The organism is Stenotrophomonas sp. YJH_SMC_69, from assembly GCF_059370495.1.
The window spans coordinates 469,590-483,460 of the sequence record NZ_JCAFTS010000003.1; the positions used below are offsets into that span (position 1 = coordinate 469,590).

The window sequence follows — 13,871 nt, forward strand, 5'->3', positions numbered from 1 at the left end:
CGGGCAGCATCCATCATCGGAACAGGACGGGGCCGGCCAACGCCCCCAGGGAAGGAAACGCATGCTGAACTCCGAACGCCTGCCGGGGCGTGCCACCCGGCTGCTGGCAGGACTGCTTCTGCTTGGCCCTTGCCTGTGGGCAAGCGCGCAGGCGTCGCCCCAGCCCGCCGCACGCAAGGTGCCCAGCGGTGCCGAACTGATCGCAGGCGATGTGCGCTCTCTGAGCCCCGCCCATGCGCCCTGCATGGCGGCCGCAGGCACCGCGCTGGACGCCCGTCGCCGTTGTGCCGACGCTGAACTCAAGGTGCACGACGATGCACTCAATGCCGCCTACAGCGCGGCGCGCTCCACACTGACCGCCAGTGATCAGCATGTGCTGCGCGATCTGCAGCGGCAATGGCTGCACCAGCGCGACAGCCGGTGCCCGGAAGGCAGCACGGCCGTTGCCCAGCTGGATTCACAGCAGTGCCGCACGCACATGACCCTGCTGCGTGCCCGCCAGTTGCAGGGCGGCGGTGCGGCGGCGCTGGTGGCGGAAGCCAAGGCGGCCCCGGCGCCGGCGCAGGCCGCTGTGCATGCCGCCGATGCCGCGCCCGACAAGCAGGGCAGGATCGTCCTGCGGCCCGGCGAGGGCAGGCTCACACCGGCACTGCAGGTGGTCTTCCAGGTGACCGATTGCAGCGGCACCGACAACGTGACGACCTGCCAGGTGCGGAGCATGGGCGTGACCCGTGGTGGGCGCAACGTGGTGGTCACGGACGTGCAGCCGCGCCTGATCCGCGCCGGCACCGGTGCCAAGGGTGCGACCGCCGTGCTGCTGACCGTTTCGGATTTCAATGGTGATGGCGTGCCGGACCTGCAGGTGTGGCAGGACAACAGCGGTGTCTACAACGTTCCGGTGCATGCGTTCTACCTGTTCGATGCCAAGCGCAACCGCTATGTGCGTGCCAAGGCGTTGGAAGCGGCCATCGGTGGGCGCGACATCGACCATATCGACAATGGGCGGTTCGTGCTTCGCGCGAAGGTCAGCCCGTGCGAGCGCGAGGACAAGGTCATCCAGCTGCGCGGAACCGGCACGCGCACGTTGCTGCAGCGCCGCTATGACACCTGCAGGGGCGAGGCCCCTACCGAATCGGACCTGCTGAAGTAGGTCTTCCCCCGACGAATGGATGCGTTCCGGAACTGGAGAGCTGAAGGATGAGCGAAGGCTATGGAAAAGGTGGGTCGGGCTTCGGCCTGACCCGGGACCAGTCGGTCGAGATAATCGTGCGTACCTGCATCGACAACGGCATTACCGACCATCGGCAGATTGCCTATGTGCTGGCCACGGCGCAGCACGAATCGCGTGATTTCGCCGCGCCCGAGGAAGACTGGGGCAGGAAGCAGGCGGTGGATCTGCGCTACTTCGGCGGCGAGGAGTACTTCGGCCGGGGCTTTGCCCACCTCACCCACGTCAACAACTACGAGCGGCTGGGCGAGGCGCTGGGGATCGGCCGCGAGCTGGTCGAGCATCCGGAACGGGCTGCCCAGGCAGACATCGCCACCAAGGTGCTGGTGGTGGGGATGCGCGACGGCCTGTTTGGTGCGCGGCTGTCCGACAACGTCAACGCCAACCATGCCGACTACCGGCAGGCGCGGGCCTCGGTCAATGGCGGTGAGCTGAACAACGGCAGTCCCTATCCAGACGCCATCGCCACACGGGCCACTGAATGGGAATCCCAGGTTGCCGGCCTGGTCCAGCGTGTGCAGCAACCAGGCTTCCAGATGCCGGTGCCGACCCCCCAGGCGCCCACCGGGGCGATGGACCTGCACCGGGGTGACGCCAACCAGCACGTGCTGGAAGCGCAGCAGTACCTGCAGCGCTTGGACATCCGCAACAACGCCAATGCCGCGATCAAGCCCGACGGTGATTTCGGCGCCTCCACCGAGCAGGCCGTGCGCCGCTTCCAGACCGAGCGGGGTATCAGCCCGGCCAATGGCCGCATCGACGCTGCGCTGCTGGAACGCATGCGCAGCGACACGCTGGCGGTCGATCCGGACTTCAAGCGCCGGACGGTGACCGACCTGACCGGGCCGCTGGCCGACGGCAACCTGGGCCCCGGTGAGAAGGGCGAGCCGGTGTTCGAAATGCGCCGGCAGCTGGAGGCGTTGGGGTACCTGACCGAACCGAACCCACGTGCCGAGCGCGATGCGCGCACGTTTGATGCCGGCATGCAGGCGGCCATGCGCAACTTCCAGCAGGACTATGGCCTGCCGCTGCGCCCCGGCGGCGTCATCGACACGGATGCGCGCCGGCAGTTGAACGATGCCGCCGTCGCTCGCGAGCATGCGCCGACCACCGAGTTCGACCGCGCGGAGAACTGGCCGCCGCAGCGTCCGCCCTATACGCGGGCGGAGTTCCAGCCGGAGCAGGTGCAGGCGCGGCAGCAGGCAGCGGCGAATGCACCGGTCGCTGGTCCGGCCGCGCCGGAGCCCGCACCGCAGCCCAATGGCATGGAATCGCTGTCGCCCAGGGACGCCGCGCTGTTCGAGCGCATCCGCCAGGGGGTACCTGGCACCATCGGCGACGAGCACGTCATGCAGGCAGTGCTGGAGTCCAAGCGCAACGGCATCGATGATGCCGCGCGCGTCGACCGGGTGATGATGGCCGGAGATCGCCTGTGGGTTGCCGGGTTGATTCCCGGTGAGCGCGCCAGTGTGGATACGGCACAGCCCGCGCGCTCGATGGAGGAAACGGTGAATGATCTGGCCGGTGACAACCGGCAGCGCGAGCACCAGCTCACCCTCGAAAGCCGCCAGCATGAGAACCGCGGGCCTTCAATGGCCTGAGCCTGCGGCAGCGACGTGCCCGCAGTGGGTCCGTCGCTGCCGGCAGGGTGTTTACAGCGTCACCACCACTTTGCCGATCTGTTCGTTCGATTCCAGGTAGCGGTGGGCGTCCTGGATCTGTGCGAAGGGGAACACCTTCGCGATCTTCGGCGCCAGCGTGCCCTTGTCCAGGCCGTCGACGATGAACGCTTTGGCACGTGCCAGCGCGGCATCGTCGGAGACGATTTCCGAGTACAGGTAGCCCTTCAGCGTCAGCGACTTGCCCAGCACGTTGAACAACGGGAACGGGGTGGGTTCGCTGCTCAGCGCGCCGTATTCCAGCAGGATGCCGCCACGGGCCATTGCCTCGGTCAGCGGCACGAACTGCGGGCCACCGATCGGGTCGAACACCACGCGGGCGCCGGCACCGCCGGTGATGCGCGCCACCTCGGCTGCCAGGTCCTGCTCCTGGGTGGCGATGACATGGGCGGCACCGGCATCGAGCAAGGCCTGGCGCTTGCCCGGGCCACGGGTCACCGCAATCGGCGTGGCACCCACTGCATTGGCGATCTGGATCGCGGCCAGGCCGACGCTGCTGCTGGCAGCGGTGATGATGACGGAATCCCCGGCGGCCAGCTGCGCCTGCTCCAACAGTGCGCCCCAGGCGGTGACGTACTGCATCCACACTGCAGCCGCCGTTTCGAAGCCCAGCGCCTGCGGGTGCTTGACCACCAGTCGTGCCGGCACGTTGGCCAGCTCGCCGTAGGTGCCCCAGCGGGCGATGTCCAGCGGCGGCACCACGCTCACCGCATCGCCAGCAGTGAATCCGCTCACCGCACTGCCGACCGCCTCGACCATGCCGGCCGCTTCATAGCCCAGCCGGCTGGGGAACTGCGCCTCCTGCAGATAGGCGCCGTTGCGGAACATCACCTCGGCACGGTTCAGGCCGATGGCCTTGACCCGGATCTGGACCTCGTCGGCGGCGGGGGCGGGAACATCGATGTCGTCGATGCGCAGCACATCGGCGCTGCCATATTCGTGGATGCGGACAACCTGGCTCATGGGGGGCTCCTGGGCAAGGCCGGCGCTGGGGCCGGCGGAAAGGTGGAGGCTACTGTGCGCGTGGCCTGCCTCCAGAATAAGGGGTAATCTGGCGTTTCATTGAAAACCAATTGTTTGCAATGGACCTGATCGCTCCCCTGCGGACCTTCGTCAAAGTGGTCGAGGTTGGCTCCTTCGCCGCTGCCGCCGACGCGCTGGGCCTGTCGCCGCAGCTGGTCGGCAAACACGTGCAGTCGCTGGAACAACACCTGGGCGTGCGCCTGCTCAACCGCACCACGCGCAAGCAGAGCCTGACCGACTTCGGCCAGGCCTATCTGGCGCGTGCGCGGGTGATCCTGGAGGAGGTGGAAGGCCGAGCAGCTGGCCGAAGTAGCGCGCGGGCGGCCGATGGGGCGCCTGCGCGTCAGCGCACCGGTCACCTTCGGCGTGCATGCACTGGGACCGGCGGTGGTGGCCTACCTGCAGCAGTACCCGGACGTGCAGGTTGATCTGAACCTGTCCAACAGCCTGGTGGACATCGTCGAGGACGGCTTTGATCTGGTATTCCGCACCGGTGATCTGGCCGACAGTGGGCTGGTGGCGCGACGGCTGGGGCCGTATCCGCTGGTGCTGTGTGCATCGCCGGCGTACCTCGCATCGCGCCCGGCCGTTGTCCATCCGGCCGATCTGAGTCGGCACGAGTGCCTGGGCTTCGCCCATTCGATCATCCGCACGCGCTGGAGTTTCCGCGATGCTGACGGCAGCGTGCTGAGCGTGCCGGTGTCCAGCCGCTTCATGGTCAACCAGGCCGAGCCGCTGCTGACCGCGGCAGTCGGAGGGCTGGGGTTGATCCTGCAGCCCCATGAAATGCTTGCCGCCGCGCTGGCGCGTGGTGAACTGGTGGAAGTGCTGCCGGACTACGTGCCGGTATCGACGTGGATCAACCTGGTGTACCCGCGCGACCGCCAGCTGACGCCCAAGCTGCGCAGTTTCTTGGACTTCTGCGTGGCACGCTTCAGCGAGCAGACGATGGCACGGCGATAGCACGGCATCGGTTGGCATTCCTGTGACTGCCTGCGAAGGATCGCCCTGAGACGATTGGCCGGTTGCCGCTGCGTAGCGCGCGCTTGCTGCTGGGGCTGGCGGCATTGCTGTTCGCCGCCAACGTGATTGCGCAGCAGACGACTGCGCAGGCGCTGGCCGCGTGGGAAGCGCAGGGGCGTGCGGATGGCCTGGCGCGACCGGATATCGAATGCCAGGATTTCCTGCAGGCAATGGGCCGGAAGCCTGCGGGACTGGAATACAGCGGCTGCAGCCAGGACGACGCGTCCTGCATGAAACCCATGCAGGCCCACTACCGCGTTCCAGGTACCCAGGCAGTGAAGGTGGAAGCCTATCTGCGCGAGACCTTTGGCATGCCTGCATTGCGCTACGCCTGTTGCGGCTGGAGCAATGGCGCGCCGTACTACTGGCGCGACGGCCCGGATGCGGTGAGGTACCAGATCGGCATGGGCGTGGAATCGCTGCCGCATGAGCGGGGCGATTGGCATCGCATCGAGGCGTTCATCGTCACGGTTGAGGTGCTGCGGCAGGGTCCCTGGCGTGGATGCAGCGGGCGGTTCCATGATCTAGGATGCGCCCAGGGATACCCGCAAAGGAACTGCCATGAAGGCTGTTGGATGCCTGCTGCTCTGCAAAGTACTGGCCTGTTCGGTGCTGATGACGCTTTGGGCTGTTCCGGCAGTGGGCGCCGCCTCCAGCGTGCGTGCACATCCGCGTGCGCAGGACGCCATCGGTGACTGGCTTGCGGCCTTCAATGCGGGCAGCCTCGAGGGGTTGCAGGCATTCGCCGATAGATACGCGAAGAAGCAAGGCAGCGGTCCCAAGGACTATCTCGAGTTCCGCGAAAGCACAGGCCCCTTGCGCGTACTCGAATCAACCGAGAGTGCACCCGGCCAAGCGAAGCTGCTGGTGATGGGCCAGATGAACGAACGCGCGATGTGGGTGACCGCCGTCATGGACCCGGCCAATCCGTCGCACCTGATGCAGTTCCAGATCGAGGGCACTGAAACGCCGGACAAGCACAAGCCGGCACGGGTTGCATTGCCTGCCCTGATGGCCGACGTCACAGCAAAGCTGGAGGCGCTGCGGGCACAGGACGCGCTGTCGGGCGCGTTGCAGGTGGCACAGAATGGGAAGGTGCTGCTGGACTGGCGCGGTGGTGATGCCGATCGCAGCACTGGAATTGCAGTGGGCGTGGAGACGCAGTTCCGCCTTGCGTCCTCCAACAAGATGTTCACCGCCGTGGCCATCCTGCAGCTGGTGCAGGATGGCAGGCTCAGTCTCGATGACACGATCGGCAAGCACTTGCCGGACTATCCGAACAAGGCTGTCGCCAGCAGCGTGACCGTGCGCGAGTTGCTGTCACACACCAGTGGCCTGGGGGACTTCTTTGGCGATGGTTTCGAACAGTATTCCGCGTCCCTGAAGACGCTGGATGACTACGTGCAGCGGTTCGCCAGGGATGCGCCGCAGTTCACGCCCGGCAGCCAGGACAGCTACTCCAACTATGGCTTCATCGTATTGGGACGCATCATCGAGGCGGTATCGGGGCAGTCGTACTACGCATATGTGGAGGAGCACATCCTGCATCCGGTGGGCATGACCGGCACCGGCTTCGAGCCGGAAACAGCGAGCGTTCCAAAGCGTGCCGTCGCTTACACGAAGCACGATGGGCAATGGGTCCGTGAAACGAAGTCGCTGCCCTGGCGCGGCATGTCGGCCGGTGGTGGCTGCAGCACAGTGGCCGATATGGTGAAATTCGCCGAGGCACTGCAAGGCGGGAAGCTGGTTTCACCTGCATTGCTGCAGCAGGCCACCACGGCGCAGAACCACAAGGGCTGGTATGGCTTTGGTTTCGTGGTTCAGGGCGAGGGCAGGGAGCATCAGTACGGCCACGAAGGCGGTGCGCCCGGATCGAACAGTGCCATCGTGGTGCTGCCGGCGCAGGGCTACGTGATCGTTGGCCTGGCCAATGTCGATCCGGATGCGATCGGCAATGTGGTCAACTACATCGCGCGAAGGTTGCCACTGTGAACGCGGCAGGTGCCGTTCATTCCGGTACCCGCACCATCTTCGTCATCAAGTGTTCCACCACACCCGCCGGGTCCGCAGTGCGGCCGACATGCGTGCTCGACATCTGTACAACCGAGCTGCGCTTGGCGGTGAGGAAATGAAAGCGGGCGCGCGCGGGCAGCTTTGCGATGGGTCCGGCGCTGGCGTCGCCACGGCAGATGGCCACGATTGCATCCAGCCATGGCTGCAGCGCGTCCTGGTCCAGCGCCGGTGCGAAGGCACGCAGGCGCTCAGGATCGATTTCGATGGCCGCCTCCAGATGGCGCGCGCCAGGGCAGGAGACGATCACCCCGACGTTGATGAATTCCTCGCGTTCCACCCGCGGCACGACGCGGATGACCGCATAGTCATACGTGTGCAGCGTGGGCACGGATGGCCTCCTGCACGAACACTGCACGCACTTTCAGGCGGTGCTTGAGATAGTCGATATAGCCCTGGCGATAGGCCTGTGGGCTGTCGAACGCCGGTTCGTCCACCAGCCAGCTGTCCGGCACCAGGTCAACGATGCGCTCGATTTCGGCATCGGTCAGGCACGCAGCCAGTTCTGCGTCCACCTCGGCAATGCGGCTGGCGAACGACAGCAGCACGTGGTCGCGGATCAGCACGAACGGCTTCTCGCAGGCATCGCCGGCGCTGGCCCAGTCGTGGTGGAAGTACATGGCCGCACCGTGGTCGATCAGGTACAGCTTGCGATGCCATACCATCAGGTTGGGGTTGCGGGTGGTGCGATCGACGTTGCTGGTGAATGCATCGAACCAGACGATGCGCGAGGCCAGCTCGGCATCCACAGGCATCGCGGCCGGGTCGTAATTGATTGCACCGGGCAGATAGTCCAGGCCCAGGTTCAGGCCCTCGCTGGCGCGGATCAGCTCCTGGATTTCCGGGTCGGGCTCGGTGCGGGCGAACTCGCGGTCCAGCTCGACGAACAGGATTTCCGGAATCGGCAGGCCCAGCGTGCGTGCCATCTCGCCGGCGATCAGCTCGGCGATCAACGCCTTCGGGCCTTGGCCGGCTCCACGGAATTTCAGCACGGCCATGCCGTCGTCGTCGGTCTCGACCACGGCGGGCAGGGAGCCGCCTTCCCGTAACGGGGTGATGTAGCGGAGGGCATGTACGGTGCGCATGGACGCATTCTAGCGTCCTGCCAGGGCAGGCGTGCCGCAGCAGAGCGGGGCGCCAGCTTAATGAACGGGTACCGCGCGAACCGCTTGTTGCAGGTCGCCTGCAATCTTCACTTGTTCCTTCCGCGTGGAGTGGCAGCATTCGTTCCAACGGAGCAACGCACCCGCGTGTGACCTTCAACAGGAGGCGCTCATGCCACTACAGTGCAGCTGTCACGCTTCACCGTGTATGCAACGCAACGCGTGGTGTTGATCTTGACCTGACACGGTCCCGCCATCGGCGCAGATGGCCATCCGCCGCAGTTCCAGCCAAGTTCCAGACACCTTTCACCCATCGCACCCCCGCGTTGCCCGGTCGGGCCTGCGATCCAGCTACTTGCGCCCCGAGAGAGATTCCTGCGTTGCCGTCGACGCTGGCAGCGTGGGACCGCCGAACCCACGCTATCCCCACAGGCTTTGGAGGTGCACCGATGAACGACGAATTCAATGCCATGCTGCCCCCACTGGACGATGCCAAGGCCGAGGAAATGATCGGCAAGGTCGTGCTGGTGGGTGTCACCCGCTATGGTGGCGACGGCCAAGTGCAGGGTCTGGAGCAGTACGCGGGCACCGTGCTGCGCATCAGCGCCGACGAAGGCGTGGTGCTGGCCGACGAAGACGATGGTCATGAGCGCTACCTGCCGCCCATGCTCGACCAGTACCAGCGGGCCGAGCCAGGCGAATACCGCATGCGGAACAGTGGCATGATCGTGGTCGACCCCGATTACCTGACCGCCTGGGACCTGCACGCCCAGCAGTGACGACAGACCACGCCTGGCAGATGCCGGTCCATCGCCGGCCTCTCCGGGCGTGTCCCACTTTGCCCCATCCGGCCTCTAGCCCTTCCGGCCCATTCACCCCATCCCCTGCGGTGCTAGATTCGGGTCCATGCCCGATTCCGGGTACCCATTCACACCCAGGGGATAAGGATGCTGATCCGTCGAACCTCTCTGGCGGCGGCTGTTGCCGTTGCCACCGTCGGCCTGTTGGCCGCTGGCCCGGCCTTGGCCGACTACGCCAAGCCGCCGGAACACCTGCTCAAGGTGCTGAAGGCACCGCCACCGCCGGCGCCGAACGTGGCCCCGGGCGGTCAGCGCCTGCTGCTGACCACCGCGCAGACCTATCCCTCGATCAGCCGCGTCGCCCAGCCCTACCTGAAGCTGGCCGGCGTGCGGCTGGAGCCGAAGAACCGCAGCCGCCATGACACGCCGGGTGGCTACGGCATTCCGGCCTGCGTGGCCGACTTCACCCTGGTCGACATCGGCAGTGGCAAGGAGACCAAGGTCAACCTGCCGCAGGGCTGCGCCACCGGCGCGCTGTGGTCGGCCGATGGCAGCCACTTCGCCTTCCAGAATGCGGTCGATACCAGCGTGCAGCTGTGGGTGGGCGATGCGGCCACCGGGCAGGTGAAGCAGGTGCCGAACGTGCAGCTGAACCCGATCTTCGGCTACACCGTGCAGTGGCTGGGCGGCAGCCAGAATCTGCTGGTGAAACTGGTACCGGCCAACCAGGGCCCGGCACCTTCCAACGGCGGCGTACCGACCGGCCCGGATGCACAGGAGTCGCTGGGCAGCAGTGGCGAGAGCAGCACCTATGAGGCCCGCGACACGCTGACCAGCGTGCACGACGAAAAGCTGTTCGCTTACTACGGTGCCTCGCAGTTGGCCGTGGTAGATACCGCCGCAGGCAGCGTGCGCCCGGTCGGGCAGCCGGCACTGTTCAACGAAGTCAGCGCCGCGCCCGATGGCGTGCACGTGCTGACTGAATCGATCAAGGCACCGTATTCGCACGCGGTGACCTACCAGCGTTTCGCCAACGACGTGGCCGTGCTGGATATCAGCAGTGGCCGCAGCACGCCGATCGCCAGCCTCCCGCTGGCCGACCGCGTGCCGGTGCACGGCGTGCCGGAAGGCCCGCGCGGTTTCGACTGGCGCGCCACCGATCCGGCTACCCTGGTCTACGCCGAAGCGCTGGACAAGGGCGACTGGAAGGTCAACGTGCCGCATCGCGATCGCGTGCTGATGCTGAAGGCGCCGTTCAACGGCAAGCCGACCGAAATCACCCGCACCGCGCAGCGCTTCGAAGGCTTCGCGTGGACCGCCGATCCGGCCGTGGCCTTCCAGTACGAGAACGACGAGAATCGTCACTGGATGCAGACCCGCATCGTGGATGTGGACCAGCCGAAGAAGGAAGGCCGCCTGCTGTGGGACATGTCCAGCGATGAGCTGTACGGCAACCCTGGCAATCTGGTCTTCACCCGCCTGCCGAATGGCGCGCAGGTGGTGCGCCGTGAGGGCAACCATGTGTTCCTCAGCGGCCGCGGTGCCTCGCCGCAGGGCGACCGTCCGTTCCTCGACCGCCTGGACCTGGCCACGTTGAAGAGCGAGCGCCTGTTCCGCAGCAGTGCAGACGCCTACGAACAGTTCCTCGGTTTCAGCAACACGCCGGGCCGCTACCTGACCTGGCATCAGTCGGTGATCGATCCGCCGAATGCCTTCGTCCGCCAGCAGGGTGAGGCGGTGGCTGATGCGAAGGCCGGCGAGGCGCAGTTCGCGTCCACCGCGACCGCACTGACCAAGCTGGTCGACCCGACACCGGAAGTGCGCCAGATCAAGAAGCAGCTGGTGACCTACAAGCGCGCCGACGGCGTGGACCTGTCGTTCACCCTGTACACGCCGCCGGGCTACAAGGAAGGCCAGCGCGTGCCGGCGATCCTGTACGCCTATCCGGCCGACTTCGCCAACGCCGCGCAGGCGGGGCAGGTGTCCGGTTCGCAGCAGACCTTCACCCGCCTGCAGCCGTACCGCCTGATGCTGCTGGCCGGCTACGCGATCATCGACAACGCCTCGTTCCCGATCGTGGGCGATCCGAAGAACGCCTACGACACCTACCTGGAGCAGCTGGAAGCCGACGCCAAGGCGGCGGTGGACAAGGCCGTGGACATGGGCGTGGTTGACCGCAACCGCATCGGCGTGACCGGCCACAGCCACGGCGGCCTGATGACCGCCAACCTGATCGCGCACACCAAGCTGTTCAAGGCCGGTGTGGCGACCAGCGGTTCGTACAACAAGACCTTTACCCCGTTCGGCTTCCAGAACGAGCGTCGCTCGGTGTGGCAGGCGCAGGACGTGTACCTGAAGGCCTCGCCGTTCTTCTATGCCGACAAGATCAAGCTGCCGCTGCTGCTGGTCCACGGCGAGGACGACGCCAACCCGGGCACCGAGCCGTTCCAGTCGCGCAAGCTGTACCAGGCGATCCGCGGCAACGGCGGCACCACCCGGCTGGTGATGCTGCCGAACGAGCCCCACTGGTACACCGCGCTGGAATCGAACGAACAGTTGGTGGCGGAAATGCTGAACTGGTTCGATACCTACGTGAAGAACGCCAAGTGAAGGAACAGGAAGGCCGCCTCAGAGCGGCCTTCCTGCATTCTGTAGAGCCGAGCCCATGCTCGGCTGCCGCTCGTCGGAACCCCAGAGGCAAGGCAGCTCCATGAAGACTTGGTTGTTGGGACTGACAGCGGTGTGCGCATCGTCTGCGGCGATGGCGGCACAGCCACAGATGAGCGTCGATGTGAGATACGACTGGTACGGCTGGGGCTCGGTATCAGAGCACTGGGTGATCCGGCGCGATGCCTATGGCCTGACCACCCGCGTGCAGGTGGTGGAGACGCCCGACGGCAAGGCGCGATTGCCGGAGCTGCTGCCGTTTGGCGCCATGGCGGCGCTCGACACCGCGCTGCAGACCGCCCCGCTGACCAGGGCGGCCGCGGTGCAGCGGATCGCTTCGCGGCTGGATCGCGCCGAAATACTGTCCCTGGACCCGGGGCTGCACAGCTTGGACACGGATGCCTGTTCGTTCGCACAGCAGCGCGCGTGGGCGCGCAAGGCGCTGTCCGGACGGAGCCTGCAGTCGCGTGTCGACCGGCATTTCTCCGGGCTCTGGACCGATGATGTGCCGATGATGACGGTTGTCGTGAGCCGGCCGGGGCGTCCGGATGTGGTGCTGGTGTCGACCTCACAGAAGGTAATGATGCTGCCCTGGAAACGCCTGCCCTCGGTGGTCTTCGAGCAGCAGGACCTGGACAACGCGCAGGAGCAGTGGCACCCGGAACTGAGCGAAGCGGTGATTGCCCTGCTGCCGGAAGGGGAAGACTCACGCAGGCGTTTCCAGACTCGCTGGTTGCATGACCGGCTGCGCAGGGATCTCGCGATGGAGTCGCTGGACTGTGGCGCCAGGGGCAGGGATTCCGCCATGTGATCAATCGCACATGCCCTGCAATCAACTGTGGAGACTCGGTAACGACGTGTTACCGGCACATTCGCACGCCACGCAAATGATCTAGGCTGAACCTGATAGCTCGTTTCAGGTCACTGCGATGAAAGCCATTCTCCTTGCTGCAACGTTGTCGTTGGCCCTGGTTTCAACCGCCCATGCCCAGTCGTTTCCTGCTGAGCTGACGCAATTGGGCATCATCGCCGGCATGCCCTATGCCAAGGCCAAGCGCCTGCTGGATGCGGCAGGCTGGCAGGCGAGTCCGGCACAGGGCGCCCCCGAGTCACTTGAGGGCTTTCCCGAAGTCGGATGCCAGAAGGGCGGAAAGCAGTGCGCGACAACCTTCGAGAAGGGCGGGCAGCAGATCGCGGTGCAGCTGGGCACTACCTTGGCAGGGCAGCCGTTCGTGCAGGGCGCTGATTGAGCGTCTGCCACTCTCACGCCAGCGGTAGGCGATCCTGCGCGCGTGACAGCCGGTCATGCAGGTCACGCACATGCTCGGCCTTGGCATGCACCCGGGTGGTATCACCGAAGCTGCGCAGGTAGGCGCAGGCGGCGAAGCCGGCACTCTTCTTTTCGTAATCGGCAATCCAGGCCAACCGGTCCGGGTTGTTGGCCTGTTCGGCTGACCACGCAGCCACCGGTGGCCTGATGCGATAACGCAGACCGACGCGCCACGGCTTCGGTGTCAGTCGCGCACGGAAGCAATGCTGCAGCCGGCACATGCGCGCGTACAGGGTGTCGGTGCCCAGTGCCTTGAAGAATGACTGGAGCTGCTCGTCCTCGGGTGAGAACGTGGCATGCATCGCCAGCACGCGCAGCCCCGCCGGGGTGCGGTAGACGCGCAGATGCCAATCGGGATGCTGCTCGCTGAAGGCGTCCACGCGCTTCAGCGCAAGCCCTTCAGCACCGCCGGCAGCGGCCAGGCGCTGCTTCCGCCGCATCAGCAGTGCCGCGTTGACCAGCAGCACTGCCGCCACACCCAGTACCAGGCCCATCAGCCAATGCCAGAGCACGGTGCCGATGACGGCGCCGGCAAGCAGCACGACCGCCGCGACGATGGCCGGTATCACACATCCAGCCGGTGGCTGCGCATGGTCGATGTCGGCGAACAGCACGTCGGGGCTGTTGAGGCACAGCGCGCCATAGCTGTTGCGGGTGATGATGACATCGCCATCGCGCTGCACGATCTGCTCGCGGATCGGCACGCCATCCACACCGTAGTTGCTGCGCACTTCGCGACGCGGCAGCACCTGCCCGGCGATGATGGCGTTGAGGGCTTCATGGGCACGTGCGTCGGCGTGGGCCTGGGCGTGGGCAGGCCCCTCGTCGGACCAGCCGAAGCGGCGCACGACCATCGGCCGGCCACGGAAACGGGCCTGCAGGCGGGCTTCGGCCCAGTACGCGGGAACGATCATCATCGTGCGGTGCTCCATCATCCATGGCAGGTGC

The 13,871-nt window shown here is 66.1% G+C and carries 14 protein-coding genes; 10 read left to right on the top strand and 4 right to left on the bottom strand.

Going from position 1 to position 13,871, the window contains the following annotated elements:
- Positions 1-61 precede the first annotated feature (61 nt).
- Positions 62-1,150 (top strand): lysozyme inhibitor LprI family protein, encoded by a 1,089-nt coding sequence (locus AC5P8F_RS07705; protein WP_495227834.1) that lies wholly within the window; start codon positions 62-64, stop codon positions 1,148-1,150.
- Between the two features lie 47 nt (positions 1,151-1,197).
- Entirely contained in the window at positions 1,198-2,829 is a 1,632-nt protein-coding gene (locus AC5P8F_RS07710; protein WP_329768197.1) for a peptidoglycan-binding domain-containing protein, read from the top strand.
- Positions 2,830-2,880: 51 nt separating this feature from the next.
- On the opposite strand, the gene AC5P8F_RS07715 is transcribed toward AC5P8F_RS07710, so the two are convergent.
- Positions 2,881-3,870 carry a zinc-dependent alcohol dehydrogenase family protein gene (locus tag AC5P8F_RS07715; protein ID WP_046431502.1) on the bottom strand — a complete coding sequence of 330 codons (990 nt, stop codon included), beginning with the start codon at positions 3,868-3,870 and terminating at the stop codon, positions 2,881-2,883.
- 119 nt (positions 3,871-3,989) lie between these two features.
- On the opposite strand from AC5P8F_RS07715, the gene AC5P8F_RS07720 reads away from it, so the two are divergent.
- From AC5P8F_RS07720 to AC5P8F_RS07735, 4 genes are all read left to right on the top strand, one after another.
- Positions 3,990-4,358, top strand: a complete 369-nt coding sequence (locus tag AC5P8F_RS07720) for a LysR family transcriptional regulator (protein ID WP_239683865.1) — start codon at positions 3,990-3,992, stop codon at positions 4,356-4,358.
- Positions 4,258-4,893, top strand: a complete 636-nt coding sequence (locus AC5P8F_RS07725) for a LysR substrate-binding domain-containing protein (protein ID WP_495227837.1) — start codon at positions 4,258-4,260, stop codon at positions 4,891-4,893. Before AC5P8F_RS07720 ends, AC5P8F_RS07725 begins: the two co-directional genes overlap by 101 nt.
- A gap of 62 nt (positions 4,894-4,955) precedes the next feature.
- Positions 4,956-5,648, top strand: a complete 693-nt coding sequence (locus tag AC5P8F_RS07730) for a DUF4952 domain-containing protein (protein ID WP_495219856.1) — start codon at positions 4,956-4,958, stop codon at positions 5,646-5,648.
- Positions 5,569-6,945: a serine hydrolase domain-containing protein gene (locus tag AC5P8F_RS07735; protein WP_495227853.1), complete on the top strand. Its 1,377-nt coding sequence runs from the start codon at positions 5,569-5,571 to the stop codon at positions 6,943-6,945. The genes AC5P8F_RS07730 and AC5P8F_RS07735 overlap by 80 nt, the downstream gene beginning before the upstream one ends.
- 16 nt (positions 6,946-6,961) lie before the next feature.
- Here the strand turns inward: AC5P8F_RS07735 and AC5P8F_RS07740 are convergent, their stop codons facing one another.
- A complete protein-coding gene (locus AC5P8F_RS07740; RefSeq protein ID WP_014647643.1) occupies positions 6,962-7,354 on the bottom strand; it encodes a DUF3037 domain-containing protein in 393 nt (130 codons plus the stop codon).
- The gene (locus AC5P8F_RS07745) at positions 7,332-8,108 is read right to left on the bottom strand and encodes a HipA family kinase (protein ID WP_329768196.1); all 777 of its coding nucleotides are present in this window, start codon (positions 8,106-8,108) and stop codon (positions 7,332-7,334) included. The genes AC5P8F_RS07740 and AC5P8F_RS07745 overlap by 23 nt, the downstream gene beginning before the upstream one ends.
- 467 nt (positions 8,109-8,575) lie before the next feature.
- Between AC5P8F_RS07745 and AC5P8F_RS07750 the strand changes: the two genes are divergently transcribed.
- The 4 genes from AC5P8F_RS07750 to AC5P8F_RS07765 all read left to right on the top strand — a co-directional run bounded on the left by AC5P8F_RS07750 (position 8,576) and on the right by AC5P8F_RS07765 (position 12,843).
- Positions 8,576-8,905 (top strand): hypothetical protein, encoded by a 330-nt coding sequence (locus AC5P8F_RS07750; protein ID WP_014647641.1) that lies wholly within the window; start codon positions 8,576-8,578, stop codon positions 8,903-8,905.
- 168 nt (positions 8,906-9,073) lie between these two features.
- Positions 9,074-11,536 (top strand): S9 family peptidase, encoded by a 2,463-nt coding sequence (locus tag AC5P8F_RS07755; RefSeq protein ID WP_111207043.1) that lies wholly within the window; start codon positions 9,074-9,076, stop codon positions 11,534-11,536.
- A 169-nt stretch (positions 11,537-11,705) separates the two neighbouring features.
- A complete protein-coding gene (locus AC5P8F_RS07760) occupies positions 11,706-12,404 on the top strand; it encodes a hypothetical protein (RefSeq protein WP_235319615.1) in 699 nt (232 codons plus the stop codon).
- Between the two features lie 118 nt (positions 12,405-12,522).
- On the top strand, positions 12,523-12,843 hold the full coding sequence (locus AC5P8F_RS07765) for a hypothetical protein (protein WP_126411130.1): 321 nt from the start codon (positions 12,523-12,525) through the stop codon (positions 12,841-12,843).
- 13 nt (positions 12,844-12,856) lie between these two features.
- Here AC5P8F_RS07765 and AC5P8F_RS07770 read toward each other — a convergent pair whose 3' ends face one another.
- Complete coding sequence (locus AC5P8F_RS07770) at positions 12,857-13,840, bottom strand: hypothetical protein (protein WP_495219858.1); 984 nt, start codon at positions 13,838-13,840, stop codon at positions 12,857-12,859.
- Between the last annotated feature and the right edge of the window lie 31 nt (positions 13,841-13,871).

Excerpts from the sequence above, each read along its gene's own strand:
- AC5P8F_RS07705 (WP_495227834.1), top strand. The coding sequence starts at position 62 with ATGCTGAACTCCGAACGCCTGCCGGGGCGTGCCACCCGGCTGCTGGCA.
- AC5P8F_RS07710 (WP_329768197.1), top strand. The coding sequence starts at position 1,198 with ATGAGCGAAGGCTATGGAAAAGGTGGGTCGGGCTTCGGCCTGACCCGG.
- AC5P8F_RS07715 (WP_046431502.1), bottom strand. The coding sequence starts at position 3,870 with ATGAGCCAGGTTGTCCGCATCCACGAATATGGCAGCGCCGATGTGCTG.
- AC5P8F_RS07720 (WP_239683865.1), top strand. The coding sequence starts at position 3,990 with ATGGACCTGATCGCTCCCCTGCGGACCTTCGTCAAAGTGGTCGAGGTT.
- AC5P8F_RS07725 (WP_495227837.1), top strand. The coding sequence starts at position 4,258 with ATGGGGCGCCTGCGCGTCAGCGCACCGGTCACCTTCGGCGTGCATGCA.
- AC5P8F_RS07735 (WP_495227853.1), top strand. The coding sequence starts at position 5,569 with ATGACGCTTTGGGCTGTTCCGGCAGTGGGCGCCGCCTCCAGCGTGCGT.
- AC5P8F_RS07745 (WP_329768196.1), bottom strand. The coding sequence starts at position 8,108 with ATGCGCACCGTACATGCCCTCCGCTACATCACCCCGTTACGGGAAGGC.
- AC5P8F_RS07750 (WP_014647641.1), top strand. The coding sequence starts at position 8,576 with ATGAACGACGAATTCAATGCCATGCTGCCCCCACTGGACGATGCCAAG.
- AC5P8F_RS07755 (WP_111207043.1), top strand. The coding sequence starts at position 9,074 with ATGCTGATCCGTCGAACCTCTCTGGCGGCGGCTGTTGCCGTTGCCACC.
- AC5P8F_RS07760 (WP_235319615.1), top strand. The coding sequence starts at position 11,706 with ATGAGCGTCGATGTGAGATACGACTGGTACGGCTGGGGCTCGGTATCA.
- AC5P8F_RS07765 (WP_126411130.1), top strand. The coding sequence starts at position 12,523 with ATGAAAGCCATTCTCCTTGCTGCAACGTTGTCGTTGGCCCTGGTTTCA.
- AC5P8F_RS07770 (WP_495219858.1), bottom strand. The coding sequence starts at position 13,840 with ATGATGATCGTTCCCGCGTACTGGGCCGAAGCCCGCCTGCAGGCCCGT.